This is a genomic window from Myxococcus faecalis, from assembly GCF_050039385.1.
Taxonomy (GTDB): Bacteria; Myxococcota; Myxococcia; order Myxococcales; family Myxococcaceae; genus Myxococcus; species Myxococcus fulvus.
In genome coordinates, this window is sequence record NZ_CP144336.1 from 2,944,124 (window position 1) to 2,967,460 (window position 23,337).

A 23,337-nucleotide genomic window follows, 5' to 3' on the forward strand; every position below is an offset into this window, starting at 1 on the left:
GCCGAGGCCACCGTGGCCCGCGCCGCCCGGAGCCTGCTCGACGGCACCCTCCAGGACCTCCGGCTGCTGGCCATCGACGACGGCTCCACCGACGCCACCCGCGCCGTCCTGGAGGCCCTGGCCGCCCGGGACTCGCGCGTGGAGGTCCTCACCGGCCAGGGCCGGGGCCTCGTCTCCGCGCTCCACCTGGGCCTCCGGCAAGCCACCTCCCCCTACGTCGCCCGGATGGACGCCGACGACGAGGCCCTGCCCCGGCGCCTCGAGGCCAGCCTCCACGCCCTGGAGGCGGACCCCGGGCTCGCCGGCGTGGGCACCGCCGTGGAGCTCTTCCGGGACGACCAGCCGGTGAGCCCCTCCCTCCAGTCCTATGCGCGGTGGATCAACAGCCTGACCTCCCCCGAGCAGCTCTTCCACGCCCGCTTCATCGAGAGCCCCCTGTGCCACCCGTCCGTCTGCCTGCGCCGCGACGCGCTGACGTCCACCGGCGCCTGGCGGGACGGGGACTTCCCCGAGGACTACGCCCTCTGGTTGGAGCTGCTCGAGCAGGGCCACGCCCTCAAGAACCTGCCCGAGGTCCTCCTGCGCTGGCGCGACAGCCCCGCGCGGCTGACGCGGACGGACCCGCGCTATGGCCTCGAGAGGCTCATGTGGACCAAGGCCCGCTACCTGGTGGCCCGCCGCGGCCCCCTCTCGAAGGCCCGCGTCTGCACGCTCTGGGGCTCGGGCCCGAGCGGCAAGCGGATGACGCGACTCCTCCGTGAGCACGGCGTGGAGGTGCGGCGCTACATCGATGTGCATCCGCGCAAGAAGGGCACCCGGCTCAACGGGATTCCCGTCGTGGGCCCCGAGGAGCTGGGGCCGCCGGGACAGGAGCCGCTCCTCGTCTGCGTCGGCGTGCGCTGGGCCCGCGAGGAGCTGCGTCAGGACCTGGCACACCTGGGCTGGGTCGAGGGCCGGGACTTCACCTGCGTGGCCTGAGGCGCGCTACTTCTCGGGCACCGCGCCGCTCGGCACCGCGACGCCCGCGAGGGTGAAGAAGCGCAGCAGGTCCTCGGGCACCGGCGCCTCCACCGAGAGCGTCCGCCCCGTGTCCGGATGGGCCAGCTCCAGCGCGTGCGCATGCAACAGGCACCGCGCCGCCTCCGTCCCCGCCGCCCTCGCCGCGCCGCCATAGCGAGCGTCCCCCAGAATCGGTGCCCCCAAGGCCGTCAGGTGCGCGCGCAGCTGATGCGTGCGGCCCGTGTGCGGCAGCAGCTCCACCACGCAGAACTCCGGCCCGGCATACAGCGTGCGGAAGTACGTCAACGCGGGCACCCCGTTGGCGGCCCGGCTCGCCCGCCACCGCCCCGGACGCGACGGGTCCTTGGACAGCGGCAGGTCCACCTTGCCCGACGCGGGCAGCCCCGGCCCCGTGGCCGCCACGTAGCGCTTGCGCGCGCGCCCCTCGCGAAACTCCGCCGCCAGCGCGGACGTCGCCCGCGCCGACTTGCCGAACACCGTCACGCCCGACGTCTCGCGGTCCAACCGGTGCACCAGCCCCGCCTCGCGTCCCAGGTACCGGCTCACCTGGTCCACCAGGTTGCCCCCCACGCGCGCCTCCGTGGGCTGCGCGGGGAGCCCCGCTGGCTTGTCCACCGCGAGCACCTCCGCGTCCTCGTGAAGGACCCGGAACGTGGGGGCCTCCGGCGCCTGGGCCAGCGAGCTCGTCCCACCCTCCTCCAGCACCACCGCCACCACCTGCCCGGACGTCAGCCGCAGCTTCGCGTCGCGGCAGCGCTTGCCGCCCACGTACACGGCGCCCACGTCCACCAGCTCGCGCGCCTGCGCCTCGGACAGTCCGAGCTCCCCGGCCACCGCCTCCGCCACGGCGCGCCCCGCGCCCTCCACCCGGAATGTCCGACGCTTCACTCGCGGCACCTCACTTCCAGTCCGCTCGCTACAGAAAGGCGCGGCCCACCACAAGGCCCACCCGCCAGGTCCACGGGCCACCAGGGCCCCTCACCTGTTCCCCCGGGCGAGCGCGTCCCCTGGTAGCTTGCGCGGCCCCATGGACCGCCCCCTTCACTCGGTGCGTACGCGGCTGGACGACTTCCTCGCCGAGCTGGCCACGCTCCAATATCGCCACGGCGCCGGGCTCTCCTCCGAGCCCCCCAGCCTCCACGCCTCCTTCCCCGAGCTGTCCTCCCCGGACACCTTCATCGCCGCCAACGAGGCGCTCGCCAAGGCCCGCGCCAAGGAGGACCCCCTCGCGGTGCGCCGCATCCAGTTGCTGCGCGAGCTGGTGGCCACCCACGTCGAGGAGGCGCTCGCCGCCCGAGCCGCCCGGGCCGTGGCCGACCTCGAGAGCAAGGCGGTGCTCACCATCGACGACCAGACCTACGCCTTCACGGAGGCCCTCGGCCGCCTCCCCCGCGAGCCCCGCCGCGCGCGCCGCGCCGGCCTGGAGCGCGCCGTGGGCAACTTCCTCTGGGAGCAGCGCGGCCCCTACGGAGACCGCCGCGACGCCGCCCTCCACGCCGCCGAGCGCCTGGGCGCCACCGACTACCCCACGCTGCGCCAGGACGTCACCGGCATCCCCTACGCCGACCTCGCCAAGGCCGCGGACGAGACGCTCCGGCGCACCGAGGACGCGTACCGCGACGTGCTCGCGTACGTGCTCAAGAAGGTGGACCCGCTGCTCAGGCCCCTGCCCGGCGGCGACGCGCGCCGACACGACGTGCAGGCCGCGCTGCTGGCGCCCTGGATGGACGAGCACCTGCGCCGCGAGGACGCGTGGCCCGCCGTGGTGCGCTGGCTGATGGAGTGGGGCTTCACGCCGCACGCGGACGGCCGCATCCGGCTGGACGAGGAGGACCGCCCCGGCAAGTCCTCGCGCCCCTTCGTCGTCACCGTGCGCGTGCCGGACGACGTCCGCCTGGTGCTCCAGCCGCGCGGCGGACTGGACGCGCTGGGCAGCCTGCTCCACGAGCTGGGCCACGCGCAGCACCGCGCGCACGTGTCCGCGACGCTGCCCATGGAGCTGCGCCGCCTGGGCGACGCGGGCATCACCGAGGCCCACGCCGCCGTCTTCGAGCGCCTGCTGCTCTCCCCCGAGTGGCTCAAGCGCTACCTGGGGCTGGGCGCGGTGCTCGCGCGCGACACGGCGAGGCTGGCCGCGTTCCAGGCCCTGGCCGTGCTTCGGCGCCACTGCGCGAAGCTGTCCTACGAGCTGTCCCTGAGCCAGAAGGGCGCATCCACCGAGCGCGCGGACGAGTACGCCGACGGCCAGCGCCGCGCCCTCTTCGCCGAGCCACATCCCGGCTTCTTCCTGTCCGACGTGGACCCGCAGCTCTACGTGGCGCACTACCTGCGAGCGTGGGCGCTGGAGGCCCGGCTCACCGGGCGCCTCACCGAGCGCTTCAACGAGGACTTCTGGCGCAACCCGCCCGCCGCCGCCTGGTTGAAGGGGCTGTACGCGCGGGGTGGAACGGATGACGCGGAGGGACTGGCCACGGAAATCTCGGGCACGCCGCTGGCGCTGCCCGAGGCGGGAGAGCGCCTCGTGGCCATCCTCAACCGGTAGTGGTGACCGCGCGGGCGACTACTTCTTCTTGCGCAGCGCCCGGACAATCTTGTCCTTCGTCGGGTTGGCGGCCGTCTCGCGAGCACGCGGCGCGGCGGGCGCCGCCGCCTTCGTGGCGGGCGTCTTGGCCGCGGCCCGGGCGCGCATGGCCTTCATCAGCTGCATCTCGATGAAGAGCAGCTCGTCACCCAGCTCCTCGTTGTCCCCTGCGGCGCGCGGCAGCGGAGCCCGCGTGCTGGAAGCGTCGGCGCCGTGCCGCATGCGCAGCACCTTCTCCTCCTCGGCCGACAGCGTGCGCGTCTTCTCCAGCGCCGCCTTGACCTCCTTGGCCGTCACCGTGCTACTCCCGACCTTGCGCTCCATCTCCGCTCCCTTGCTGTACAGCCCACTGAACTTCCGAGCATGTCGGACGCGTCTGGGCCGCAACCGACGAGGATTGTAGAGGACGCAAGAGTCAGCGCAAATTTTCTTCCAACAGGTTGGGCCCGCCCTGTAGCGCGAGGCGCCTACAGGTGCATTCCCAGCCCCAGGAATCCGGACGAGAGCGCCTGTCGCTCCCCGGCGAACGGGGAGCCGGTGGCGGAGAAGTTCTGGTAGCGGGCCTCGGCGGAGAGGAAGAGTCCCTGGCCCAGCTCCACGTCCAGGCCCCCGCACAGCTCCGCCCCCAGTTGGAGGGAGCGCGTCGCCCCCTCCTCCCGGAGCGCGTGGGCCACCATGAAGCTCAGCCCGAGGCCCAGGTAGGGACGGACCCGTCGGGGCCCCGGGGGCGTGATTCGCAGGGACATGGGCGTCGCCTCGGTGAGCTGTCGACTGGAGGCCACGTGGCCGCCCACCTCGAGGAGGGACGCCTCCCGGCGATAGCTCCAGGCCAGTCCCGCGCTGTAGCCCGCCTCGCGCCCGCCCTCCGTGTCCGACAGGACGTAGGCGCCCACCGGGAACACGGTGACGCCCAGGCTCCGGGCAGGGGGCTGCGCCTGGACGCGGGACGCGAGCAGCCCGCAGAGACAGGCCAGGAGGGGGCGGAGACGACGCATGGCCCTGCGGGAGAGCAAGCCACACGCCACGGTGGAACCCGTGTGAAAACAGTGGGTTGAGGCGATTCTGCGTGGCCCTGACGCGGGCGTCCGGGCGGAGCCGTCAGGGCAGGCGGGCGGACGGAGAAGCGGTGGGCCGAGGGGGCCATGACGCGATTGTCCGGGCGCGTCGCTCCCAGAACCGGGCCCAGGCGGAGACGTCACCCGTCTCCACGCCTGGGCCATCAACGGGGCACCATGAGGGCGCCCCGCAGCGGGCTACTCGCCGCCGCCCTCGTCCTCGGGCTCCGGCGGAGCCTCACCGGCCGTCGAACCCTTGGCGCCCTCGGGCTTGGCGCGCTCGATGCCGAAGCGGTCCAACGCGTCGGCGATACCCTGCGGCTTGTCCGCGTCGGGCAGGAAGCTCTCGGGAGGCGCCAGCTTCTGGTCCTTGCCCACCTCGGTCAGGGCCGCCTCCAGCGTCATGCGCAGCTCCGCCGCCTCGGGCGTCTTGTCCGACGGCACGCCGATGCGCCCGTCCAGCCGCGCCTTGAGGACCACCGACGTGGCCGCGTCCACCAGCACCTCGCCGTCCAGCGAGCGCGGCAGCCGGTGGGCGAAGAAGTTCCCTCGGCGACGCGTCGTCTCGTCCGCCCCGTTCTTGGGCTGCAGCAGCGCCGGCAGCGGCCGGGAGGCATCCCCTTCCGAGGCGGGAGCCAGCGTCACCTGGTAGCGCCACGCCGTGCGCCCCTCGTAGGTGACCGTGCCCTGGGGCGACAGCTTGAGCCGCCCCTGGAACAGGCTGTCGAAGTCGCGGATGGCGCCGGTCAGCTCCGCGCGGGTGCGCTCGGCCATGCCGCGGTCGCGCAGCCGCTGACGGAACGGGCCATACCGGTTGCGGGCGAACACCTGCCCCGCGATGCGCATCACCTCCAGGCCCTGGTCCCGGGAGTTCTCCAGCACGCCGTGGAAGTCCCCGCTGACCCCGCCCGCGCCCGCGCGGAAGGTGCGCGTCTCGGTGAGCTTCACCGGGTTGGACTCGGCGGAGGTCCACTCGTAGCCCAGGGTGGCCTGGTAGCGGTGGGGCCCCAGCCGCTCGGTCACCTCGGCGGCGTCCATGCCGAGGATGCGGCGCGCCACCTGCGGGTTGTCCGCGACATCCTCCGGGGGCAGCTTCTGCTGGGCGGAGGCCACCACCTTGGGCGGGTCCTCGGGGGAGAAGATGCGGGCCTTGGCCGCCTTGTCGACCGGGTCCGAGCAGCCCGAGGCCGCCAGTGCCACGGCGAGGATGAAGGCGGACTTCTTCGAACGGCTCACGACTCCTCCGGAGGGGGTACCACGGGGGCGGCAAGTTACGTGGCGCGTACAGGAGCGGCAAGCTGCGGCTTGCGTGCGGCCGTGCAAGGGATAGAACGCCCATCTCATGCAGAACCTGCGCGACAAGTTGTTGAAGGCGGGCCTCGTCACCGAGGAACAGTCCAAGAAGGCTGATACGGCGGCCAGCCAGGCGGAAGCCCGGAGGCCCTCGTCCCAGGACGGCGGACGTCCAGGCGGAAACCGTCCCCCACCCCGACGTGATGACCACCGGACATCCGGGGGTCCTCCGGCGCGGAGTGAGGAGCGGCCTCCCCGCGAGGGTGGCGGTCGTCCCGGTGGCGGCGGTGGCAGGCCGGGTGGCGGTCGTCCCGGTGGCGGCGGCTCGTTCCGTCCCAGCGGCGGTGGCGGCGGTGGCTCCTTCCGTCCCAGCGGCGCCCCCCAGCACGGCCGGCCGTCCTCCTCCGCTCCGCCCGAGCGGCCCATCCCGAAGCTGCCCCCCATGCCGGGCTCCAAGGCCTACCAGCGCGCGGAGTCCAAGCGTCAGGTGGAGCTGGACAAGGCGCTGCGCGAGCTGGTGATGGGCTCGCAGGTGGCCCAGGAGCCGGGCGAGACGGCGTTCTACTTCATGACCCGCAAGGGCAAGCTGCGCCGGATGGAGCTGACGCCGGAGCAGGCCAAGCGGCTGGAGGACGGCGAGCTCGGCGTGGTGGAGCGTCCGGACCCCGCCCAAATCGAGCACGCGCTAGTGCCGGCCGCGGCGGCCGAGCAGATGTTCGCGCTCTCGAAGAAGGCGGTGCGCTTCCTCAACCGGAAGGACAGCCCCATCGGCTTCATGAACGACGAGGAGCTCAAGGCGCAGCAGGCGGCGGAGGCCGCTGGCACCGCGCCCGAGGTCTCCGACGAGCCCGAGGCCGAGGCCGCCCCCGAGGCGCCCCCCGCCGAGGCCGAGGCGTCCGCCGAGACGCCCAAGCCCGAGGGCGGCGAGAACCAGGGCTGACGTCAGGCCCCCGCGAAGCGCACGAGGCCCTCCCCTCTTCCCAACGGAACGAGGGGAGGTGCCTGGCGCGGAGGCCTTTCAGTCGAACGCGTCGAGGCCGGTGATGGCCTTGCCCAACACCAGCGTGTGCACCTCGTGGGTGCCCTCGTAGGTGAAGACCGATTCGAGATTCAGCATGTGGCGCACGGGCGGGTACGCGTCGGTGATGCCATTGGCGCCGTAGATGCTCCGCGCGACGCGGGCAATCTCCAGCGCGCTCTTCACGTTGTTGCGCTTGGCCAGGCTCACCATGACGGGCGTCACCTTGCCCTCGTCCTTGAGGCGCGCCACGCGCAGGCCCACCAGCTGCGCCTTCACGATGTCCTGGAGCATGTCCGCCAGCTTCTCCTGCGTGAGCTGGTAGCCGGCCACGGGCTTGCCGTGGAACGACGCGCGTGACAGCGCGTACTCGCGAGCCCCCTCGAAGCACGCGATGGCGGCGCCGGTGACGGCGAAGGCGATGCCCAGCCGCGCGTTGTTGAGGCACGACAGCGGACCGCGCAGGCCCACCACGCCGGGCAGCACGTTGCGCGCGGGGACTCGCACGTCCTGGAAGGACAGCTCGCTGGTAATCGACGCGCGCAGGGAGAACTTGCCGGGGATGTCCCGCGCGCTGAAGCCGGGCATGCCCTTCTCCACGAGGAAGCCGCGGACGGACTCGGGGCCGCCGTCGTCCGTCTTCGCCCAGACGATGGCCACGTCGGCGATGGCGCCATTCGTAATCCACGTCTTGGTGCCGTTGAGGACGTAGCCGTCGCCGTCCCTGCGCGCGCGGGTGCGCATGCCGCCGGGGTTGGAGCCGAAGTCGGGCTCGGTGAGGCCGAAGCAGCCGATGCTCCTGCCTCGCGCCATGGCCGGCAGGAAGCGCTCCTTCTGCTCGTCGCTGCCGTACGCGTGGATGGGGAACATGCACAGCGAGCCCTGCACGGACGCGAAGGAGCGCAGCCCCGAGTCACCGCGCTCCAGCTCCTGGAGGATGAGGCCGTAGCTGACGGTGTTCATCCCCGCACAGCCGTGGCCGTGCAGGTTCGCGCCCAGCACGCCCATCTCCGCGAGCTGGGGGATGAGGTGCACGGGGAAGGTGCCGTCGCGGAAGTGTCCGCCGATGATGGGGAGCACCTCGCGGTCCACGAAGGCGGCCACGGTGTCGCGCGCGGCCTTCTCCTCGGGGGACAGCAGGTCGTCGAGCCGGAACAAGTCCGTGATGTCCGCACGTGCCATGGCGCCGTCCTAGTGCCCGCCTCGGGGAGCGTCAAACGGGGCGAGGGCTTGTTGGCACTGACGGGCTGCGAAACGCAGGTGAAGACGTGCCCCTTGTCGACGCCGGGGGCGCTAGGCTCGCGCGCCATGACGACGACCCAGAAGACCGTGGTGGTGACGGGTGCGAGCCGGGGCATCGGCCGCGCCGTGGCGCTGTCCTTCGCGCGTGAGGGCTATCGCGTCTGGGCCCTGGCCCGCGCGGCGGATGCACTCGAGGCGCTCGCGAAGGAGGGCGGCGAGGGCGTCCGGCCGCTCGTCGTGGACGTGGCGAGCGAGGACGCGCTGATGGCCGCGACGAAGACCATCCTCGCGGAGGGCGCGCCCCGGGTGCTGGTGAACAACGCGGGCATCACCGTGTCCGCGCCGCTCACCAAGACGCGCACCGAAGACCTGGCGCGGGTGATGGCCATCAACGTGACGGCGCCCTTCATCCTCTGCCGGGAGCTGATGCCCGCCATGGCCAAGGAGGGCGGCGGCCGCGTCATCAACATCGGCTCCATGGCCGCGGTGCGCGGCATGAAGTACACGTCCGCGTACTGCGCCTCCAAGCACGCCCTCCTGGGCCTGACGCGCGCGCTGGCGGTGGAGTACGCCAAGAAGAACATCACGGTGAATGCGGTGAACCCGGGCTGGGTGGAGACGGACATGTTCTCCAACGCCACGGCGGCCATCACCCAGACGACGGGCCGCAGCGGAGAGCAGGCGCGCGAGGCGCTGGCGTCGATGAACGCCATGGGCCGCATCGTCCAGCCGGAGGAGGTGGCCGCGCTGTGCCTGTTCCTCGCCTCGGACGCCGCGGGCGCCATCACCGGCGCCGCGCACGCCATCGACGGCGGCGAGCTGGGCTGAAGCGCCCGCGCCTCGGCCCCTCGTTCACTCACGAGGGGCTGGAGGGCCGTCGAGCATCACGCGGTCCGAAGTTCGCCCACGCCTCGCCAAGCAGAGCACCACGCCTCTCGCTGCGAGCGCCAGGGGCGAGCCTCTCGCCCCGCCCAACGGGCCCACGGGCCGCTCAGATCTGGTAGCGGCCGACAATGGCGGACAGCTCGCCCGACGCGGCGGAGAGCTGGATGGCGGCCTGCTCACTCTCCGCCATGCGGTCGACAATCTGGTCCGCCACGTCCGCCATGGAGCTGAGCGCGGCGAACAGCTCCGCGATGCCCGCGTCCTGCTGGCGCACGGCGTCCGAGATGCTCTTCACCGTCTGGCCATTGCTCTGGATGATGCCGGCCAGCGAGCGCAGGCTCTCACCCGCCGCGCGCACCTGCTCCAGGCCGCCCTCCACCTCGCGCGCGCCGCCCTCGCTGATGCGCACCGCGTCCGAGATGGCCCGGCCGATATCGCCCAGGATGCCCTGCACCCGCGTCGTCGCGCCCGCGGACTGGTCCGCCAGCGAGCGCATGTTGCGCGCCACCACCGAGAACGCCCGGCCCTGGTCCCCGCTGCGCGCCGCCTCGATGGACGCGTTGAGCGCGAGCACGTTGGACTGGTCCGCCAGGTCCTTCACCGTGCGGGTGATGTCGCCCACCAGCCGCGTGCGCTGATGCAGCTCGGAGATGGTGCGGCCGATCTGCTCGACATGCGAGCGGATGTGCGTGAGCCCGCCCACGCTGCCGGACACCGCCGCCTCGCCCGCCTGACCGAAGCCGCTCGCCTTCTCCGCCTCGCGCTGAATCGTCTCCACCCGCTTCGCCGCCGCGCGCGAGCTCTCCTGGAGCTGCTGCGCCGCCAGCTGCGTCTCGTGCAGCGCCACCGCCTGCTGGGACACCGCCTCGTTCTGCACCGTCGCGGAGTCGGTGAGCTGCGACGCCGCGGCCTCCAGCTGCTCCGCCGAGCCCTTCAGCGCCATCAGCAGCGAGCGCAGCTGCACCATCATCTCCGCGAAGGACGACGCCAGCTGACCAATCTCATCCCGCGAGTGCACCTCCAGCGTGCCCCGGAAGTCGCCCTCCGCCACCACCCGCGCCGCCGCCGCCGTCAGCTCCCGCAAGGGGCCCGTCATCCGCCGCACCAACAGGAAGATGATGCCGCCGGCCGCCAGCGCCGTGAACAACCCCAGCCCGACGATGAGCACCACCGCCGTGGTGAAGCGCGACGCCTCCGTGCTCTCGTCCCGCGCGAGCACCAGCTCCAGCCCCGCGCCCACCGGCTGACGCGCCACGCGGAAGCTCACGTCCTCCACCTCCACCCGTCCCTCCCCCTCCGCCGCGTCCACCGCCGCCAGCAGCGCCTCCGGCGACACCGTGTCCACCGAGCGCGCCACCAGCCGCGAGCCCGCGTGCAGCACCAGCTCCACGCCCCGCTGGTTGCGCAGGTCCTTCAGCGGCGCGTCGTCGAACCGGCTGCCGAGCACCAGGTGCCCCACGCCGCGCCCGTCCACCTCCACCGGCCGGGACACCGCCCAGTACGGCGTCTCCCCCACGAACAGCACGCCCGGCGTGCCGGACTTCACCATCCCCACGAGCGCGGGCAGCGCGCCCGCGTACGAGCCCGCGACGAGCTCACCCTCGGGCCGGGTGATGAGCAAGAGCTCCACCGACACCAGCGCCTGCTGCTCCTTGGCGAACGCCTGGAGCGCGGCGGAGTCCAACGTGGGCCCGGACAACAACTCCCGCAGCCGGGCGTTCGCCGCGGCGCTGCGCAGGAGGACCCGCAGCGTGCGGCCCTCCTGGGCCACCAGCCGGCTCCAGGCGGACTCGTCCTGGGTGAGGGAATGCGCCAGCTCCGTGTCCATCCGGGAGCGCAGCACGACGCCCGTGAACGTCACGCACAGCGCGGTGAGGACCAGGATGACCAGCGTGATGGCGGCGGTCAGACGAGCGGCGAGGCTGTGCGTCATGCGCTGCGATGTCGGACGAGAGGGGGAAGGGCCCCGGATGGGAGCGCCACCGGGAGGGCCCACCCTACCGCAACATCCGGGGATTTCGCAGTAAGGCGAGGATGACCCGGGAGCCCCCGGTTGACCCTCCCACCTTCACTGACGTGTTCTCACGCGTCGGCCACGCGCAGGACGACGGCGGTGATGTTGTCCTTGCCCCCCGCCTCGAAGGCATCCGCCACCAGCGCGTCGCAGACCTCACGCGCCGAGGACAGACACAGCCTGCGAGTCAGCCCCTCCAGGCCCAGCGGCTCGTAGAGGCCATCCGAGCACAGGAGGAAGACGTCGCCGGGCTGGGCATGCAGCCGCTGGAGCGTGGGCTCCGCGTTGTCGGTGCCCAGCGCCCGGGTGATGAGGTGCCGCCAGTTGGAGGCGCCGCCGGGGGGCTCCATGCCCACGTCGCGCAGCTCCTCGATGAACGAGTGGTCGCGGGTGAGCGACTCCAGCTGGCCACCCCGCAGGCGGTACAGGCGGCTGTCGCCGACGTGCACCACCGCCGCGCCGTCCCGCCCCACCGCGAGCGCCACCACCGTGGAGGCCATCTCCGCCAGCCGGCCCACCCGCTGAGCCCGCAGGTTGGCCTGGGCGAGCTGTGAGCACGCCGCCAACAGGTTCTCCTCGCGCGTGCGCCGGGGGTCGGCCACCTCCGGCCACGCCGCCTCGTGCTCCCGCTCCCATCGCTGGCCCAGGCCCGCGAAGGTATCCACCACACAGCGGCTGGCGACCTCGCCGCCCTCCTGCCCACCCAGCCCGTCCGCCACCACGTACAACCCCAGCTCCGGCAGGACACAGTAGGAGTCCTCGTTGTGGGGCCGGCGACCGATATGGGTCTGTCCCGCGCTCTCGAAACGCAGCATGACACCGCCTCCTCGGGCCCTCCCCCAGCAAGCGGGAGGCCAGCGCCCATCCCCAGGTGGGCACCCACTACGGATACCTCTCTTTGTGTGACGGCTGGGACCTGAGTGCCAGGGGACCTCGGCGCGCGCCCCGCACTCGTTCGCTGGCGGACGTTGCAAGCGCCCGGGGCTCGCGATTGTTGACCAGCCCAAGGGGGGTGCACCCCCCAGGTGATGGGCGCGCTCCCCCCGTCCCCTGGCAACTTCTCCGTGGGAGAACCGACAATACGGATGCAGCCCGTCGTGCGTCCCGGGAGGTGACAGATGACATCCATCCGCCGACTGTCCTCGAGCATCCTGTCGTCCCTGCGGCGCACGTCGCTGGACGCGGACGTGGGCTCCGTGGCGCCCACGAAGCCTGGCGAGTCGCTCGAGGCCGTGGAGAAGGTGCGCCGGGGGTTCTCCGACGAGAGCGACTTCCAGGTGGACGGCGCGGACGGCGCCGACGCGCTCCTCGCCTCGCTGGAGTCGGCGGACATGGAGCCGGGCGACACGCGCGAGCTGGACCACGCCGCCCTGCGCGTCTTCTCCGGGGAGAGTTCCTTCGAGGCCGCCGCGCCCCGCTACGCGCAGCGCCTGGGCTCGCAGCTTCCCTCGTCGCTGGGCGCGCCTCGCGACTCGGGCAACGCGGTGGGGCCGTCGTCGCGTCGCGGGGGCGCGAGCGTGCCGGATGCCTCGGACATCCTGTCGCCGGACGAGGCCGCGTGGGAGCTGCAGAACCTGGACACGTCCTCGCCCAGCGTGGATGCGCCGGAGGATCTGCTCTCCATGCTCGACCCGCCGGGCAACGCGTGGGGGCCGGTGCACCCGGCGCTCGACCTGCACATGGACGGGTTCGAGGACGCGGTGGGCGGCGCGGATGGGCTGGACGCAGGGAGGTACGCGGCCGCGGAGTGGATGGACGCGTCGGTGCGTCCGGCGGGGCCGAGCGAGTTCCTCGCGGACCTGGATGACCTGGGCGACATGGTGCCGGAGGACATCGGCCCGGGGGACGCGGCGCTCGCGGGCGTCATGGGCTCGCTCGCGGCGAACCCCGCGGCGGCCAGCGTGCCCGTCAGCGCGGCGATGAGCGCGCAGGGCGTGGACGTGGTGGCGGAGTCGGTGGAGCTCCAGCCGGACGCGCGGCCCGTCGACACGGCGACGTCGCTTGATTCGTTTGCCTCGCCGGGCGTCGTCACCGAGGCCTCGGCCGAGGCGCTCTCGCAGCAGGTGGCGTCGCTCACGGAGCAGTCGGTCTTCGTCGAGCCCGCCGTGGCCCAGGCCGACCTCCCGGGCGAGCCCTCCGCCTCCGAGCGCGGCACGGAGCCGACCTCGACCTGACGCTCGCGAACCGCCGCGTCACGCGCGGCCTCGAGCCCACCGGGCCGCTGGCGACGCCTGCCGTTCGCGGCAGGCCCGTCCCTCCCTCAAGGCCGCTTCTCGCTCGGCTCCTCGAAGGTGGCGTCGTACTCCCGCTGGGCCTCGTCCACCTGGCGCTGGTACTCGTCGATGTAGCGCAGGCGCTGCTCACCCTGCCACTCCGAGGGAGAGAACACGGACGACGGATACACCTGGGTGGTGTGCAGATAGCCACGCTTCGTGGCCATCAGCTCGCGGTCCGGGTCTCCGGACTCCTTGAGCAGGAAGCCCTCCACGTCGCGCAGCTGCAGCGGGAACGTGGGCGCGTCGTCGAGCACGAGCTTGCCGAAGACGGTCAGCTTCACCTCCCGCGCACCCTCTTTCAGCTCCTCGTTGAAGGACACGTGCGCGAAGGGCTCGCCGCTCTCGTCGTCCAGACGACCGGCGACGACGTACCGCCCCGCCTTGCGCACGTCGATGCCCAGGTACAAGGACAGCGAGCCATCCTCCACCACCTCGCGCACCCTGCCCGTGAGCACCGCGGGCGGCGTCGGCGTGTAGAGGATGTCCAGGAACGCCGACCCCTCCGCGCGCCCCGAGCGCACCTGCACGTCCACGCGCAGCGTGCCCGAGTACAGCGGGAAGCCCTGCTTCGACGGCTGGAAGCGCCCGGTGAAGACGCCATCCCCGGCGAGCGCGTCACCCGCCGCGCCGTCGTCCGTGAAGGCCACCGGCACCGCGGGCATGCCCCCCGCGCCCGGCATGTGGTCGGCCTCGCGCGCGGTGGCGGACAGCACCTCGCACGGCCTCGGCGCGCGGTGCGCGTCCTCACAGGACACGGAGAAGAGCACCACCTCGTCACCCACCACGAACACCCGGTCCTGCTTGAGCCGCAGCTGCACGTCGGTGTGCTCGCGGCTCAGCGGACGCGTGCGCTCCGGCTCGGCGAGCACCACCTGGTCCGGATGGTCGCGGATGGAGCGGGACTGCGGCGGATATCGCGTGGAGGCCACGTACGACTCCAGCGTCTCCTTCGCCCGCGCCAGTCGCTCGGCCCACAGCTCCCGCCGGGCCAGGCGCTCGCGCTGCTCCAGGTTCACCACCGACACGTGCGTGCCCTGCGCATTCGGCGACGGCCCCTGTGCCAGCCCCACGCCGTCACCGATGCGCTCCATCCTGGACGCGGGGCCGGCCGGCGAGCCCCTCCAGGCGGCTTGCGCAGTGGCGGACGCCACGTCAGCGTCCCCCTGCCCGGACCTCACGCTCCATCGCCACCACGCCGCGCCTCCGAGCGCCAACGCAATCACCACGAAGCCCCCCCCGAGACGGCGCGGGAGGGAGACACGAGCGGACTCAGGGCGGGCGGGCATCATGCGTGCTTCGCGGCGACGTCCCTACTTCGCTTCCGCCACGACGGCCTCGCGAACCTTGGCGACGATGCCGCCCCAGTTCCCGTTGGCGTAGTGATTGAACGACTCGCCGTCGTCCCGCAGCTTCACGTCGTGGTTGAGCCACTTGGCCAGGCCGTTGCTCGTCTTCCCCGTGCCCGTGGTCAGCGTGCCGCCGCAGAACCAGTCACCGGGGTTGCACAGCGAGCTGCCGGCGCTGCCCGACACGCCGCCCGTCGAGTGGTACGCCACCGCCTCGTCGTCCTGGCCCGGCAGGAGCCCCGAGTACAGCGTGCCCTTGGAGGCCGCGTACATGTAGAACTTCACGTCCGCCGTGACGTTGTGGTTGTACATCGTGCGCGCCGTGGTGGTGACCAGGTCGCTCACCAGCGGCTCGCTCACCGCCCACTCGCCCAGGTCCGCCAGCTCGCTGCCGCCGCCGGCGCCGGACGCCACGCGCACCGAGCGGATGTTCCAGCCCGTCTGGGTGGAGCCGTCCGTGTTGCCACACACGCCGCTCGCGTTGGGCGACGCGTTCTTCTTGGTGCGCTGGCTCGTCCCATACATGGCGAGCGCATAGCCAATCTGCAAATCACCCGCGCTGTGCACGGCGATGTAGCACCAGTTGTTGCCCGTGCAGAAGCAGTCGAGCGCGTCGCGGATGCGCGCGTTCTGCCCGCCGATGCGCTCCTTGCCGTTCCAGTTCACCGCCTTCTTGTTCACGCCCGCCGCGGTGCCGGCCGGTCCCCAGTAGCTGAAGTCGGCGTAGTTGCCCGCCTGCGTGGTTCCACCGTTGCGTCCGTGAATCCACAGCGTGTAGTCGGTCGCGAAGGCCTGCGTACCGAACAACAGCGTTGCTGCGGCAACCGCCGTACCCATCAGCTTCTTCATCGTGGAACGCCTCCGGCTCGGAGTGGGGGAGCTGCCCGTCGGGTGGGGGACCGGACAGGGGAGCGTCCACTCTAGAGTCTCGGGGTGTAAAAGGTCGAGAACACGGAAACCGTGAACCCGGCGCAAAACCTGACGCAATGCGTCGTCCTCTGTCACACGTGTGTTGTCTCACCGGGTGTCGGAGACGAAGCGCTCCAGGCGTGACAGGGCCTCGGGCAGACTGGTGCGCCCCAGGCCGAGACGGAAGTGATTGCCCGGGAAGTCATAGACGTCTCCGGGGAGCAGCAGCACGCCCTCGCGCTGGACGAGCGCGTCGGTGAAGTGCGCCACGGGCTGCTCTCGGAGCAGCCGCGGGAAGGCCACGCTGCCGGCGCGCGGACGCACCCAGTGGAACGTGTCCGCGTGGCGCGCGAAGAAGTCGTCCAGCAGGGCCAGGTTCGAGGCGAGCAGCGCGCGGCTCCGCGCCAGCACGCGCTCCTTGGCGCGCAGGGCGATGAGGGAGAGCACCTCGCTGGGGGCGCTGTTGCAGATGGTCGTGTAGTCCTTGTACGCCATGCACCGGCGCAGCACGTCCACGTCGCGGCAGGCGAGCCACCCCACGCGCAGCCCCGCGAGGCCGAAGGCCTTGGACATGACACCCAGGCTGAAGGCGCGCGGCGACAGCGACACGGCCGCGGGCAGCCGCGCCGACGCGTCGTGCTCCAGCAGCCGGTACACCTCGTCGGAGAGCAGGTGGATGCCGCGCTCGTCGCACAGCGCGCACAGCGCCTGGAACGTGGCCAGGTCCGGCAGCGCGCCGGTGGGGTTGTGGGGGAAGTTCACCACCACCAGCTTCGTGCTCGGCGTGAGCGCGCGGCGAAGCGCCTCCACGTCGAACGCCCAGCCGTCCTCCTCGCGCAGGGGCAGCAGCGTCACGTCGGCGCCGGTGGCGCGCGCCACCTCGTACAGGGACTGGTAGCCCGGCCAGGTGACGACGGCGTGGTCGCCTGGACCCAAGAGCACGTTCATCAGGATGAACACCGCCTCCTCGGCGCCCGCGAAGGTGAGCACCTCGTCCGACGACAGGCCCGGGTAGAGCGTGGCGATTTCGTCGCGCAGCGCGGGCAGCCCCGGGGCCTCCGTGTAGCCGAGCGTGAGCGCCTCCCAGCGCCCCAGCGCGTCCGGGTCGGCGAGCGCCAGCAGCTCCTTCATCTTCCAGCCCTCGATGTCGGAGGAGCACAGCGTATAGGGCGCGGCGAACTCCCAGCGCGCGAAGTACCGCTCCAGCTTGAAATCGGGGATGCGCATGAGAGCGACTGTCTGCCCTCTCGGAGGGCCTGCCGTCCAGCGACAGCCGCTCCGGACGTTCTGCTCCGGGCAGGCGGCTGGCACCCCGGTCCGGGCGGGCGTTGGGGGATGCATAGCTTGAGGAGCGTCCCTCAAGTCCCAGCCCCTTTCGCGGGAGCCCGTATGCCCACGCATGACATTCCCCTCACCCTGTTGGACCCGGATGGCGGGTGGATCAACGCGCCCGTCCACGTCTCGGAGCTGGACGAGCTGCCGGTGCTCCTCCACTTCTTCTCGCTGGCCGAGGACGCGGACGCCAACGACTTCGCGTCCCTGCAGCGCTTCCTCGCGGAGTTCGGTCCGCGCGGGCTGAAGGTCATCGGCGTGGACGTCACCCACTCCGCCAGCGAGCTGCGCGACACCAACGCGGTGGAGGCCTTCGCGCGCGAGCACGGGCTGGTCTACCCCATCGCCGTGGATGACGGCTCCATGGCCCGCGCGTACGGCGTGAAGCAGACGCCCGCGTGGCTCGTCTTCGACGCGGACGGGCGGCTGCGCCACCACCTGTGCGGCAAGGACGCGGCCCGGCGCGTGCGCCCGCTGCTCGAGCGCTTCACCCAGTACGACACCTCGGCCGCGGCTCCCGCGCCCTGAAGGCTTCCCGGAGGTCACCTCATGGCGGACTGGCGCAAGAACAGGACGGCGGCGCGCTTCACCCCCGGCACGCTGGCGGCGGCCGGCATCGGCGCGGCGCTGGGGCTGCGCGGGCTCCTCAGACGCCCGCGCTATTCATTCGAGGGGCGCACGGTGCTCGTCACCGGCGGCTCGCGCGGGCTGGGGCTGGTGCTCTGCCGCCAGCTGGTGCGCGAGGGCGCGCGCGTGGCGCTGTGCGGCCGCGACACGCAGTCCTTGGAGCGGGCGCTCGAGGAGCTGGAGCGCGAGGGCGGCGAGGTGCTCGCGCTGCCGTGCGACGTGCGCGACTCCGTGCAGGTGGAGGCGATGGTGGGCGCGGTGCTGGAGCACTGGGGCGCGGTGGACGTGCTCATCAACAACGCGGGCACCATCCAGGTGGGGCCGATGGAGTCCATGACGGTGGAGGACTTCGAGGACGCGGTGGACACGCACCTGTGGGGCCCCCTGTACACGACGCTCGCGGTGCTGCCCGCGATGAAGCAGCGGCGCGAGGGGCGCATCGTCAACATCGCCTCCGTGGGCGGCAGGCTCAGCGTGCCGCACCTGTTGCCCTACTCCGCCAGCAAGTTCGCGCTGGTGGGCCTGTCGGATGGACTGCGCGCGGAGCTGCGCCAGGACGGCATCCGGGTCACCACCGTGTGCCCGGGCCTCATGCGCACCGGCAGCCCGCTCAACGCGCGCTTCAAGGGCCAGCACGAGGCGGAGTACGCGTGGTTCTCCATCAGCGACTCGCTGCCCGGCGTCTCCGTGAGCGCCGAGCGCTCCGCGCGCCTCATCCTGGACGGCTGCCGTCGGGGCGACGCGGAGGTGCTGGTGGGCGCGGCCGCGAAGCTGGGCGCGGTGGGCCGCGCGCTCGCGCCCGAGCTCACCGCCACGCTGCTCGCCTGGGCCAACAGGCTGCTTCCGCAGAGCAGCAGCCAGGATGCCCACCGGGGCGTCGACAGCCAGACGCCCCTCACCCGCTCCTGGCTCACCGAGCTGTCGCGCAGGGCCGCGGAGCGCAACAACAACCAGGACGTGCCCCTGCACTGACAGGGGCGCCGCGCGGGGCGTCAGTCCTGGGCCATCTCCATGGCCCAGTGCCCCCGGTGCTCGTACGCCAGGGCGAGCTGCTCCTCGAGCGCGGTGAGCATCTTCGTGTTGCCCTCCTGCTCGTAGCCCTGGAGCGCCTGCTGGCAGCGCGGCACGCGCGAAAGGAACTCCTTGAGCGCGTCCACCGTCAGCGTCTTCACGTACATCCCGTACCCCAGCTTCTCCAGATACAGGGCGTTGATGATCTGCTCGAACTGGCCCTCCAGCGGGATGCTCAGCACGGGCTTGCGCAGGTAGACGGCCTCGCTCATCAGCGTGAAGCCGCCGCTGGCGACCACGCCGCGGGACGTGCGCAAGTCGTCGATGAAGCCCTTCTCGCTGAACGGCCGGTACGTGAGGTTGCCGTCCACCAGGTCCTCGGTGAGGTCCCTTCGCAGCCCGTACACGCGGCAGGGGATGCCCGCGGCCTTGAGGATGTCCGGCAGCGCGGTGTTGGTGGTGGACGTCTGGTAGACGAGCAGGTGCTCGCCGGGCTCCGACCTCGCCTCGATGATTTCGGGCCGCAGGATCGACGGGGCCAGCGTGGTGCGGCGCTTGCGCACGGGCGGATAGAAGAACGTCGTCACCAGGTAGTGGAAGGCGCCCGGCAGCTTCGCCTTCACGATGGCGCGCGAGGTCTCGAAGCTGTCCTCGTACCCGGCCAGCAGCGACGGCTCGTGCTGACAGCGGTTGATGACCTGCATGTTGTCCACGCTGATGACGGGCAACCGGTGCGTGCGCGCGAACAGGTAGCTGAAGGACTCGAAGTCGCTGACGACGACGTCCGGCTTGAAGTCGTCCACCAGCTCGAAGTACTGGCGCACGTTCTGCGGCCAGCCCTTCACCGCGCCGGTGAGGTTCTGCAGCACCGTCTGCCACTTCTTCACCGAGTTGCCCTCGTACGCCAAGGTCAGCCCCCAGATGCCGTGCACGTTCTGGAAGCGTTTGGCCAGGTAGTCCTGGGCCCGCCCGGAGACGACGATGTGGACCTCGTGCTTCTTCGTGAGCTCCTCGAGGAGCACGCGGGAGCGCGTCGCATGGCCCATGCCTTCGCCGACGACACCGTAGAGGATTCGCATGGTGCGCGAGCATACGCGGCCTGCCCCTCGCCCGTTGAGCCCGCCCGCCGCTCACGGCTATAGCTACCCACCCACCATGCCCTCCGCTCCGCCGCCGCCCCCCAAGCCCTCGCTGCCACGCGCCGCCGCCTTGGGCCTGGCCGGAGGTCTGCTCCTCGGCGGCCTGGGCCTCTTCGCCGCGGGCCTGCGGGGCCTGTTCGGCACGCTGGAGTGCACGGGGCTGTCCGGACCCGAGTGCGAGCTGCTCCAGCAGGCCACACACGAGCTGGGCCGCTTCCAGAGCCTCGCGGGCGGCGCCCTCGTCGCCCTGGGCAGCGCCCTCTTCGTCCTGGTGCGTCGTCGCCCGCCCGTCCCGCCCCAGGCGCCCTGAGCACCAGCCCTCCGGGGCCCTCGTCCTTCTTTCGCCCGACAGCCGGCCGACTTGAAGGGTTAGCTCATTTGGCGGTGTGACGTAGGCTGACTAATTAATAGTGGCCAGGCCATTAGGTTCGGGAGTAGGGAGCGGCCATGCAGCTCGAGTCCCTGAAAATGTTCTGTGATGTGGTGGAGACCGGCTCCTTCTCGCGAGCGGCGCAGCTCAACCACGTCACGCAGTCGGCGGTGAGCCAGCAGATTCGCGCGCTGGAGAACCGCTACGAGCAGAAGCTCCTGTCGCGCAGCGCCCGGCAGGTGACGCCGACGCCGGCGGGTGAGCGGCTGTTCCGCGGCTGCAAGGAGATTCTGGCCCGCTTCGCGGAGGTGGAGCAGGAGATTCGCGAGCAGGCGACGGAGGTGGCCGGCACGAGCACCGTGTCCACCATCTACTCGGTGGGTCTGCACGAATTGAACGCGGTGCAGAAGCAGCTGCTCAAGGCGCACCCCAAGGTCAACATGCGGCTGAACTACCGCCGCAACGACCAGGTCTACGACGACGTGATTCTGGGCGCGGCGGAGATTGGCATCGTCGCGTACCCGCAGCCGCGCGCGGGCGTGGACATCCTGCCCTTCCGCGACGACAAGCTGGCCGTCGTGTGCGCGCCGGGCCACGCGTTCGCCTCCAAGGCGAAGGTGAGCCTCACGGCGCTGTCGGGCGTGCCCTTCATCGCGTTCGACCGCGAGGCGCCCACGCGCAAGGCGCTGGACCGGCTCTTCCGCGAGAAGAACATCGACATCAACCCGGTGATGGAGATGGACAACGTGGAGACCATCAAGCGGGCGGTGGAGATGGGCCTGGGCGTGGCCATCCTCCCGGTGTCCACCGCGCAGGGCGAGGTGAAGGGCGGCTCGCTGGTGGCCAAGCCCTTCGCGGAGGGGCCCGTGTCGCGGCCCATCGGCCTGCTCATCCGCAAGGGCAAGTACCTGGACCGCGCCTCGGCGGCGGTGCTGGAGGCCTTCAAGGCGGCGGCGAACCTGCCCGCCACCGAGGAGGCCTGAGCGTCTCTCAGTAGAGCTTCCGGAGGCGCGCGGCGAAGAACCCGTCGAAGCCCTCCGGACCCGGCAGGGTCCTCAAGTAGGCCTGGGTGAGCGGCAGCTTGAGGCCCGGCAACACGGGCGGCTCCGCCGTCCACTCCGGGTGGCTGCGCAGGAACATCTCCACCTGGTCCTGCCCCTCCTGCGGCTCCATGGTGCACACCGCGTAGACGAGCAGCCCGCCCGCCGGCACCGACTCCTGGCAGTTCTCCAGGATGCGCCGCTGCAGCGTGGCCAGCCGCGAGAGGTCCTCCTCCTTGCGGCGGTAGCGCAGCTCCGGGTGACGGCGCAGCGTGCCCAGCCCCGAGCACGGCGCGTCCACCAGCATCGCGTGGAACTCGCCCCACGCCTCCGGGAACGGCTCCGCCGCGTCGTGCGCGTAGGCCTTCAAGCGCGACGTCAGGCCCAGGCGCTTCGCCTCGCCGTCGATCTTCCTCAGCTTGTGGGCGTGCAGGTCCACCGCGACGACGTCGTGCTCCTGCGCCAGGTGACAGGACTTGCCACCGGGGGCGGCGCATGCGTCCAGCACGCGGGCGGACGCGGGGATGGCGCCGTACACGCCGACGAGCTGGGCGGCCTCGTCCTGCACCTGCCACAGGCCCTCCGAGTAGCCGTAGACGTCCTCCACGCGGCCCACCGGCGGCAGGATGATGCCCACGGGGGACACGGTGGCGGCCTTCGCGTCGACGCCCACCTCCTGCAGCTGGGTGAGCAGCGCGTCGCGCGTCACCTTCGCGGTGTTGGCGCGGATGACGACGGGCGGGGACTGGTTGTCGGCCACCAGCATGGCCTCGGCGCGCTCGCGGCCGAACTGGCGCAGCCAGCGCTCCACCAGCCACTGCGGATGACTCTCGCGCACGGACAGGTGGTGGGCCACGTCGGACGGCGACGGCAGCGGCGGCGAGGGCAGCTCCGCGAGCTTGCGCAGGATGGCGTTGGTGAAGCCCGCCGCGCGGGTGAGGCCGACCTCCTTGAGCGCCTGCACCGTCTCCGCCACCGCGGCGCGCGCGGGCACGCGGGTGTGGAAGATTTGATAGGCGCCGATGCGCAGGGCCGCGAGCACGCGGTCCTCCATGGCGTCCAGCTTGCGGTCGGCGAAGCGGGTGATGGCGTAGTCGAGCGCGAGCTGCCGGCGGGTGGCGCCGTAGGTCAGCTCCGTGGCGAGGCCCGCGTCGCGCGGGTCCTTGGGCGGTGACTCGGACAGCATCGTGTCCAGCACCACGTTGAGGTAGGCGTCCGTTGCGCGGACGCGCGCCAGCACGAGGATGGCGAGAGCGCGGGGATTCATCCTTCGTCGAGCCGGGTCATCAGGTCCACGAGCTGCTCATCGGAGAGCCGCGTCGAGGGGAGGTGGGACAGCGTGAGGCGCTGGAGCTGCTCCTCGAGCACGGCCCGCTGGCCCTGCTCCGCGGGCAGTCCGCGCTGGAGGGCCTCATAGCGGGAGCGCGCCCAGGAGGCCAGCTCCGCGGCGGTGAGCCGGCCCGCGAGCCGGTCGGAGATCTTCTGGTGCACCAGCGCCCGCGTGAGCAGGTCCGTCGTCACCGAGGCGGACTTCGTCCCCCGCCCCAGCGTCTTGCCGCCCTTCGACTCGGGGGCGTCGTCCTTCGCCGAGGACGGCTTGCGCCCGAGCGTCTTGCCCCCCTTGGGCTCCGGCGCGTCGTCCTGCGCGGCGGTCTTCCGCCCCAGCGTCTTGCCGCCCTTCGACTCGGGCGTGCTCTTCGACTTCCTCGGGGACCGGATGAGGTCCTCGTCGTCATCACCCTCGGGCGTCTTGCTCGCGCTCCCGGGCGTGAAGACGCCGCTGGCGAAGGTCTCCAGCGCCTCCAGGTACGGCTCGAAGCCACCGGCCCCGTGCACCTGGAGGACACACGCCTCGGCCACCACGGACTCGCGCGCGGGCGGCCGCAGCATGACCTCGATGGCGGGCAGCCCCACCAGCTCCAGTCCCTCCTTGAGCGCGTACGAGCCGAACAGGCCCGCCGGGTTGACGAGGACGCCGTCCACCTTCTCACGATGGGCGGCGAGCGCGTCCAGCAGCGCGCCCTCGTGGTTGGACTGGAGGACGGTCAGCTCCATCCCCAGCGACTTCGCGCGCGCCTTCAGCGCGGCATCCAGGTCCGACAGCCCACGCCCGCCCTCACGCACGCCCAGCAGGTTCAGGTTCGGCCCGTGCAACACCAGCAGTCTCATACCCATGCGC

The 23,337-nt window shown here is 72.0% G+C and carries 22 protein-coding genes; 9 read left to right on the plus strand and 13 right to left on the minus strand.

Features of this window, described 5'->3' with window-relative positions; genetic code table 11:
• The first annotated feature begins 12 nt into the window (after positions 1-12).
• The gene (locus VZQ01_RS11580; RefSeq protein ID WP_426747841.1) at positions 13-978 is read left to right on the plus strand and encodes a glycosyltransferase; all 966 of its coding nucleotides are present in this window, start codon (positions 13-15) and stop codon (positions 976-978) included.
• Positions 979-984: 6 nt separating this feature from the next.
• Here VZQ01_RS11580 and VZQ01_RS11585 read toward each other — a convergent pair whose 3' ends face one another.
• A complete protein-coding gene (locus tag VZQ01_RS11585; protein WP_426747843.1) occupies positions 985-1,908 on the minus strand; it encodes an RluA family pseudouridine synthase in 924 nt (307 codons plus the stop codon).
• Positions 1,909-2,047: 139 nt separating this feature from the next.
• On the opposite strand from VZQ01_RS11585, the gene VZQ01_RS11590 reads away from it, so the two are divergent.
• Positions 2,048-3,562, plus strand: coding sequence for a peptidase M3 (locus tag VZQ01_RS11590; protein WP_408891660.1), 1,515 nt, complete (start codon positions 2,048-2,050; stop codon positions 3,560-3,562).
• A gap of 18 nt (positions 3,563-3,580) precedes the next feature.
• Here VZQ01_RS11590 and VZQ01_RS11595 read toward each other — a convergent pair whose 3' ends face one another.
• The 3 genes from VZQ01_RS11595 to VZQ01_RS11605 form a co-directional block, all read right to left on the minus strand.
• On the minus strand, positions 3,581-3,925 hold the full coding sequence (locus tag VZQ01_RS11595) for a hypothetical protein (RefSeq protein ID WP_046711509.1): 345 nt from the start codon (positions 3,923-3,925) through the stop codon (positions 3,581-3,583).
• Positions 3,926-4,068: 143 nt separating this feature from the next.
• On the minus strand, positions 4,069-4,596 hold the full coding sequence (locus VZQ01_RS11600; protein WP_426747844.1) for a porin family protein: 528 nt from the start codon (positions 4,594-4,596) through the stop codon (positions 4,069-4,071).
• Between the two features lie 258 nt (positions 4,597-4,854).
• Positions 4,855-5,892: a hypothetical protein gene (locus VZQ01_RS11605; protein ID WP_141332551.1), complete on the minus strand. Its 1,038-nt coding sequence runs from the start codon at positions 5,890-5,892 to the stop codon at positions 4,855-4,857.
• Positions 5,893-5,998: 106 nt separating this feature from the next.
• Here VZQ01_RS11605 and VZQ01_RS11610 point away from each other — a divergent pair, with 106 nt between their 5' ends.
• Entirely contained in the window at positions 5,999-6,889 is an 891-nt protein-coding gene (locus tag VZQ01_RS11610; RefSeq protein ID WP_267697705.1) for a DUF2058 family protein, read from the plus strand.
• A 78-nt stretch (positions 6,890-6,967) separates the two neighbouring features.
• Here VZQ01_RS11610 and VZQ01_RS11615 read toward each other — a convergent pair whose 3' ends face one another.
• Positions 6,968-8,149: an acyl-CoA dehydrogenase family protein gene (locus tag VZQ01_RS11615; RefSeq protein ID WP_223746433.1), complete on the minus strand. Its 1,182-nt coding sequence runs from the start codon at positions 8,147-8,149 to the stop codon at positions 6,968-6,970.
• Between the two features lie 126 nt (positions 8,150-8,275).
• Between VZQ01_RS11615 and VZQ01_RS11620 the strand changes: the two genes are divergently transcribed.
• Positions 8,276-9,037, plus strand: a complete 762-nt coding sequence (locus VZQ01_RS11620; protein WP_223746432.1) for an SDR family NAD(P)-dependent oxidoreductase — start codon at positions 8,276-8,278, stop codon at positions 9,035-9,037.
• Positions 9,038-9,200: 163 nt separating this feature from the next.
• On the opposite strand, the gene VZQ01_RS11625 is transcribed toward VZQ01_RS11620, so the two are convergent.
• Complete coding sequence (locus tag VZQ01_RS11625; protein ID WP_223746431.1) at positions 9,201-11,027, minus strand: methyl-accepting chemotaxis protein; 1,827 nt, start codon at positions 11,025-11,027, stop codon at positions 9,201-9,203.
• 149 nt (positions 11,028-11,176) lie between these two features.
• Positions 11,177-11,923 carry a PP2C family protein-serine/threonine phosphatase gene (locus VZQ01_RS11630; RefSeq protein ID WP_194869534.1) on the minus strand — a complete coding sequence of 249 codons (747 nt, stop codon included), beginning with the start codon at positions 11,921-11,923 and terminating at the stop codon, positions 11,177-11,179.
• A gap of 303 nt (positions 11,924-12,226) precedes the next feature.
• Between VZQ01_RS11630 and VZQ01_RS11635 the strand changes: the two genes are divergently transcribed.
• Positions 12,227-13,282 carry a hypothetical protein gene (locus tag VZQ01_RS11635; RefSeq protein WP_426747845.1) on the plus strand — a complete coding sequence of 352 codons (1,056 nt, stop codon included), beginning with the start codon at positions 12,227-12,229 and terminating at the stop codon, positions 13,280-13,282.
• An 86-nt stretch (positions 13,283-13,368) separates the two neighbouring features.
• Here the strand turns inward: VZQ01_RS11635 and VZQ01_RS11640 are convergent, their stop codons facing one another.
• From VZQ01_RS11640 to VZQ01_RS11650, 3 genes are all read right to left on the minus strand, one after another.
• Positions 13,369-14,673 (minus strand): choice-of-anchor X domain-containing protein, encoded by a 1,305-nt coding sequence (locus tag VZQ01_RS11640; protein ID WP_426747846.1) that lies wholly within the window; start codon positions 14,671-14,673, stop codon positions 13,369-13,371.
• A gap of 21 nt (positions 14,674-14,694) precedes the next feature.
• Positions 14,695-15,579, minus strand: coding sequence for a hypothetical protein (locus VZQ01_RS11645; RefSeq protein ID WP_223746429.1), 885 nt, complete (start codon positions 15,577-15,579; stop codon positions 14,695-14,697).
• A gap of 168 nt (positions 15,580-15,747) precedes the next feature.
• Positions 15,748-16,866: an aminotransferase class I/II-fold pyridoxal phosphate-dependent enzyme gene (locus VZQ01_RS11650; RefSeq protein ID WP_223746428.1), complete on the minus strand. Its 1,119-nt coding sequence runs from the start codon at positions 16,864-16,866 to the stop codon at positions 15,748-15,750.
• A gap of 162 nt (positions 16,867-17,028) precedes the next feature.
• Between VZQ01_RS11650 and VZQ01_RS11655 the strand changes: the two genes are divergently transcribed.
• Together VZQ01_RS11655 and VZQ01_RS11660 are read left to right on the plus strand one after the other, a co-directional pair.
• Positions 17,029-17,499: a TlpA disulfide reductase family protein gene (locus VZQ01_RS11655; RefSeq protein ID WP_141332529.1), complete on the plus strand. Its 471-nt coding sequence runs from the start codon at positions 17,029-17,031 to the stop codon at positions 17,497-17,499.
• Between the two features lie 21 nt (positions 17,500-17,520).
• Entirely contained in the window at positions 17,521-18,570 is a 1,050-nt protein-coding gene (locus VZQ01_RS11660) for an SDR family NAD(P)-dependent oxidoreductase (protein WP_223784859.1), read from the plus strand.
• Positions 18,571-18,590: 20 nt separating this feature from the next.
• Here VZQ01_RS11660 and VZQ01_RS11665 read toward each other — a convergent pair whose 3' ends face one another.
• Complete coding sequence (locus VZQ01_RS11665; protein ID WP_223784858.1) at positions 18,591-19,688, minus strand: MJ1255/VC2487 family glycosyltransferase; 1,098 nt, start codon at positions 19,686-19,688, stop codon at positions 18,591-18,593.
• Between the two features lie 76 nt (positions 19,689-19,764).
• On the opposite strand from VZQ01_RS11665, the gene VZQ01_RS11670 reads away from it, so the two are divergent.
• Together VZQ01_RS11670 and VZQ01_RS11675 are read left to right on the plus strand one after the other, a co-directional pair.
• On the plus strand, positions 19,765-20,058 hold the full coding sequence (locus VZQ01_RS11670) for a hypothetical protein (RefSeq protein WP_426747847.1): 294 nt from the start codon (positions 19,765-19,767) through the stop codon (positions 20,056-20,058).
• A 137-nt stretch (positions 20,059-20,195) separates the two neighbouring features.
• The gene (locus tag VZQ01_RS11675; protein WP_046711496.1) at positions 20,196-21,101 is read left to right on the plus strand and encodes a LysR family transcriptional regulator; all 906 of its coding nucleotides are present in this window, start codon (positions 20,196-20,198) and stop codon (positions 21,099-21,101) included.
• 7 nt (positions 21,102-21,108) lie between these two features.
• Here the strand turns inward: VZQ01_RS11675 and rsmB are convergent, their stop codons facing one another.
• A complete protein-coding gene (gene rsmB, locus VZQ01_RS11680; protein ID WP_267697713.1) occupies positions 21,109-22,425 on the minus strand; it encodes a 16S rRNA (cytosine(967)-C(5))-methyltransferase RsmB in 1,317 nt (438 codons plus the stop codon).
• Complete coding sequence (locus tag VZQ01_RS11685; protein ID WP_223784909.1) at positions 22,422-23,327, minus strand: type II 3-dehydroquinate dehydratase; 906 nt, start codon at positions 23,325-23,327, stop codon at positions 22,422-22,424. The genes rsmB and VZQ01_RS11685 overlap by 4 nt, the downstream gene beginning before the upstream one ends.
• Positions 23,328-23,337: the final 10 nt, after the last annotated feature.

Coding starts and splice junctions, on each gene's coding strand:
- VZQ01_RS11665 (WP_223784858.1), bottom strand. CDS start 19,688: ATGCGAATCCTCTACGGTGTCGTCGGCGAAGGCATGGGCCATGCGACG.
- VZQ01_RS11600 (WP_426747844.1), bottom strand. CDS start 4,596: ATGCGTCGTCTCCGCCCCCTCCTGGCCTGTCTCTGCGGGCTGCTCGCG.
- VZQ01_RS11595 (WP_046711509.1), bottom strand. CDS start 3,925: ATGGAGCGCAAGGTCGGGAGTAGCACGGTGACGGCCAAGGAGGTCAAG.
- VZQ01_RS11655 (WP_141332529.1), top strand. CDS start 17,029: ATGCCCACGCATGACATTCCCCTCACCCTGTTGGACCCGGATGGCGGG.
- rsmB (WP_267697713.1), bottom strand. CDS start 22,425: ATGAATCCCCGCGCTCTCGCCATCCTCGTGCTGGCGCGCGTCCGCGCA.
- VZQ01_RS11660 (WP_223784859.1), top strand. CDS start 17,521: ATGGCGGACTGGCGCAAGAACAGGACGGCGGCGCGCTTCACCCCCGGC.
- VZQ01_RS11635 (WP_426747845.1), top strand. CDS start 12,227: ATGACATCCATCCGCCGACTGTCCTCGAGCATCCTGTCGTCCCTGCGG.
- VZQ01_RS11670 (WP_426747847.1), top strand. CDS start 19,765: ATGCCCTCCGCTCCGCCGCCGCCCCCCAAGCCCTCGCTGCCACGCGCC.
- VZQ01_RS11675 (WP_046711496.1), top strand. CDS start 20,196: ATGCAGCTCGAGTCCCTGAAAATGTTCTGTGATGTGGTGGAGACCGGC.
- VZQ01_RS11590 (WP_408891660.1), top strand. CDS start 2,048: ATGGACCGCCCCCTTCACTCGGTGCGTACGCGGCTGGACGACTTCCTC.
- VZQ01_RS11625 (WP_223746431.1), bottom strand. CDS start 11,027: ATGACGCACAGCCTCGCCGCTCGTCTGACCGCCGCCATCACGCTGGTC.
- VZQ01_RS11640 (WP_426747846.1), bottom strand. CDS start 14,673: ATGATGCCCGCCCGCCCTGAGTCCGCTCGTGTCTCCCTCCCGCGCCGT.
- VZQ01_RS11685 (WP_223784909.1), bottom strand. CDS start 23,327: ATGAGACTGCTGGTGTTGCACGGGCCGAACCTGAACCTGCTGGGCGTG.
- VZQ01_RS11645 (WP_223746429.1), bottom strand. CDS start 15,579: ATGAAGAAGCTGATGGGTACGGCGGTTGCCGCAGCAACGCTGTTGTTC.
- VZQ01_RS11610 (WP_267697705.1), top strand. CDS start 5,999: ATGCAGAACCTGCGCGACAAGTTGTTGAAGGCGGGCCTCGTCACCGAG.
- VZQ01_RS11650 (WP_223746428.1), bottom strand. CDS start 16,866: ATGCGCATCCCCGATTTCAAGCTGGAGCGGTACTTCGCGCGCTGGGAG.
- VZQ01_RS11630 (WP_194869534.1), bottom strand. CDS start 11,923: ATGCTGCGTTTCGAGAGCGCGGGACAGACCCATATCGGTCGCCGGCCC.
- VZQ01_RS11620 (WP_223746432.1), top strand. CDS start 8,276: ATGACGACGACCCAGAAGACCGTGGTGGTGACGGGTGCGAGCCGGGGC.
- VZQ01_RS11615 (WP_223746433.1), bottom strand. CDS start 8,149: ATGGCACGTGCGGACATCACGGACTTGTTCCGGCTCGACGACCTGCTG.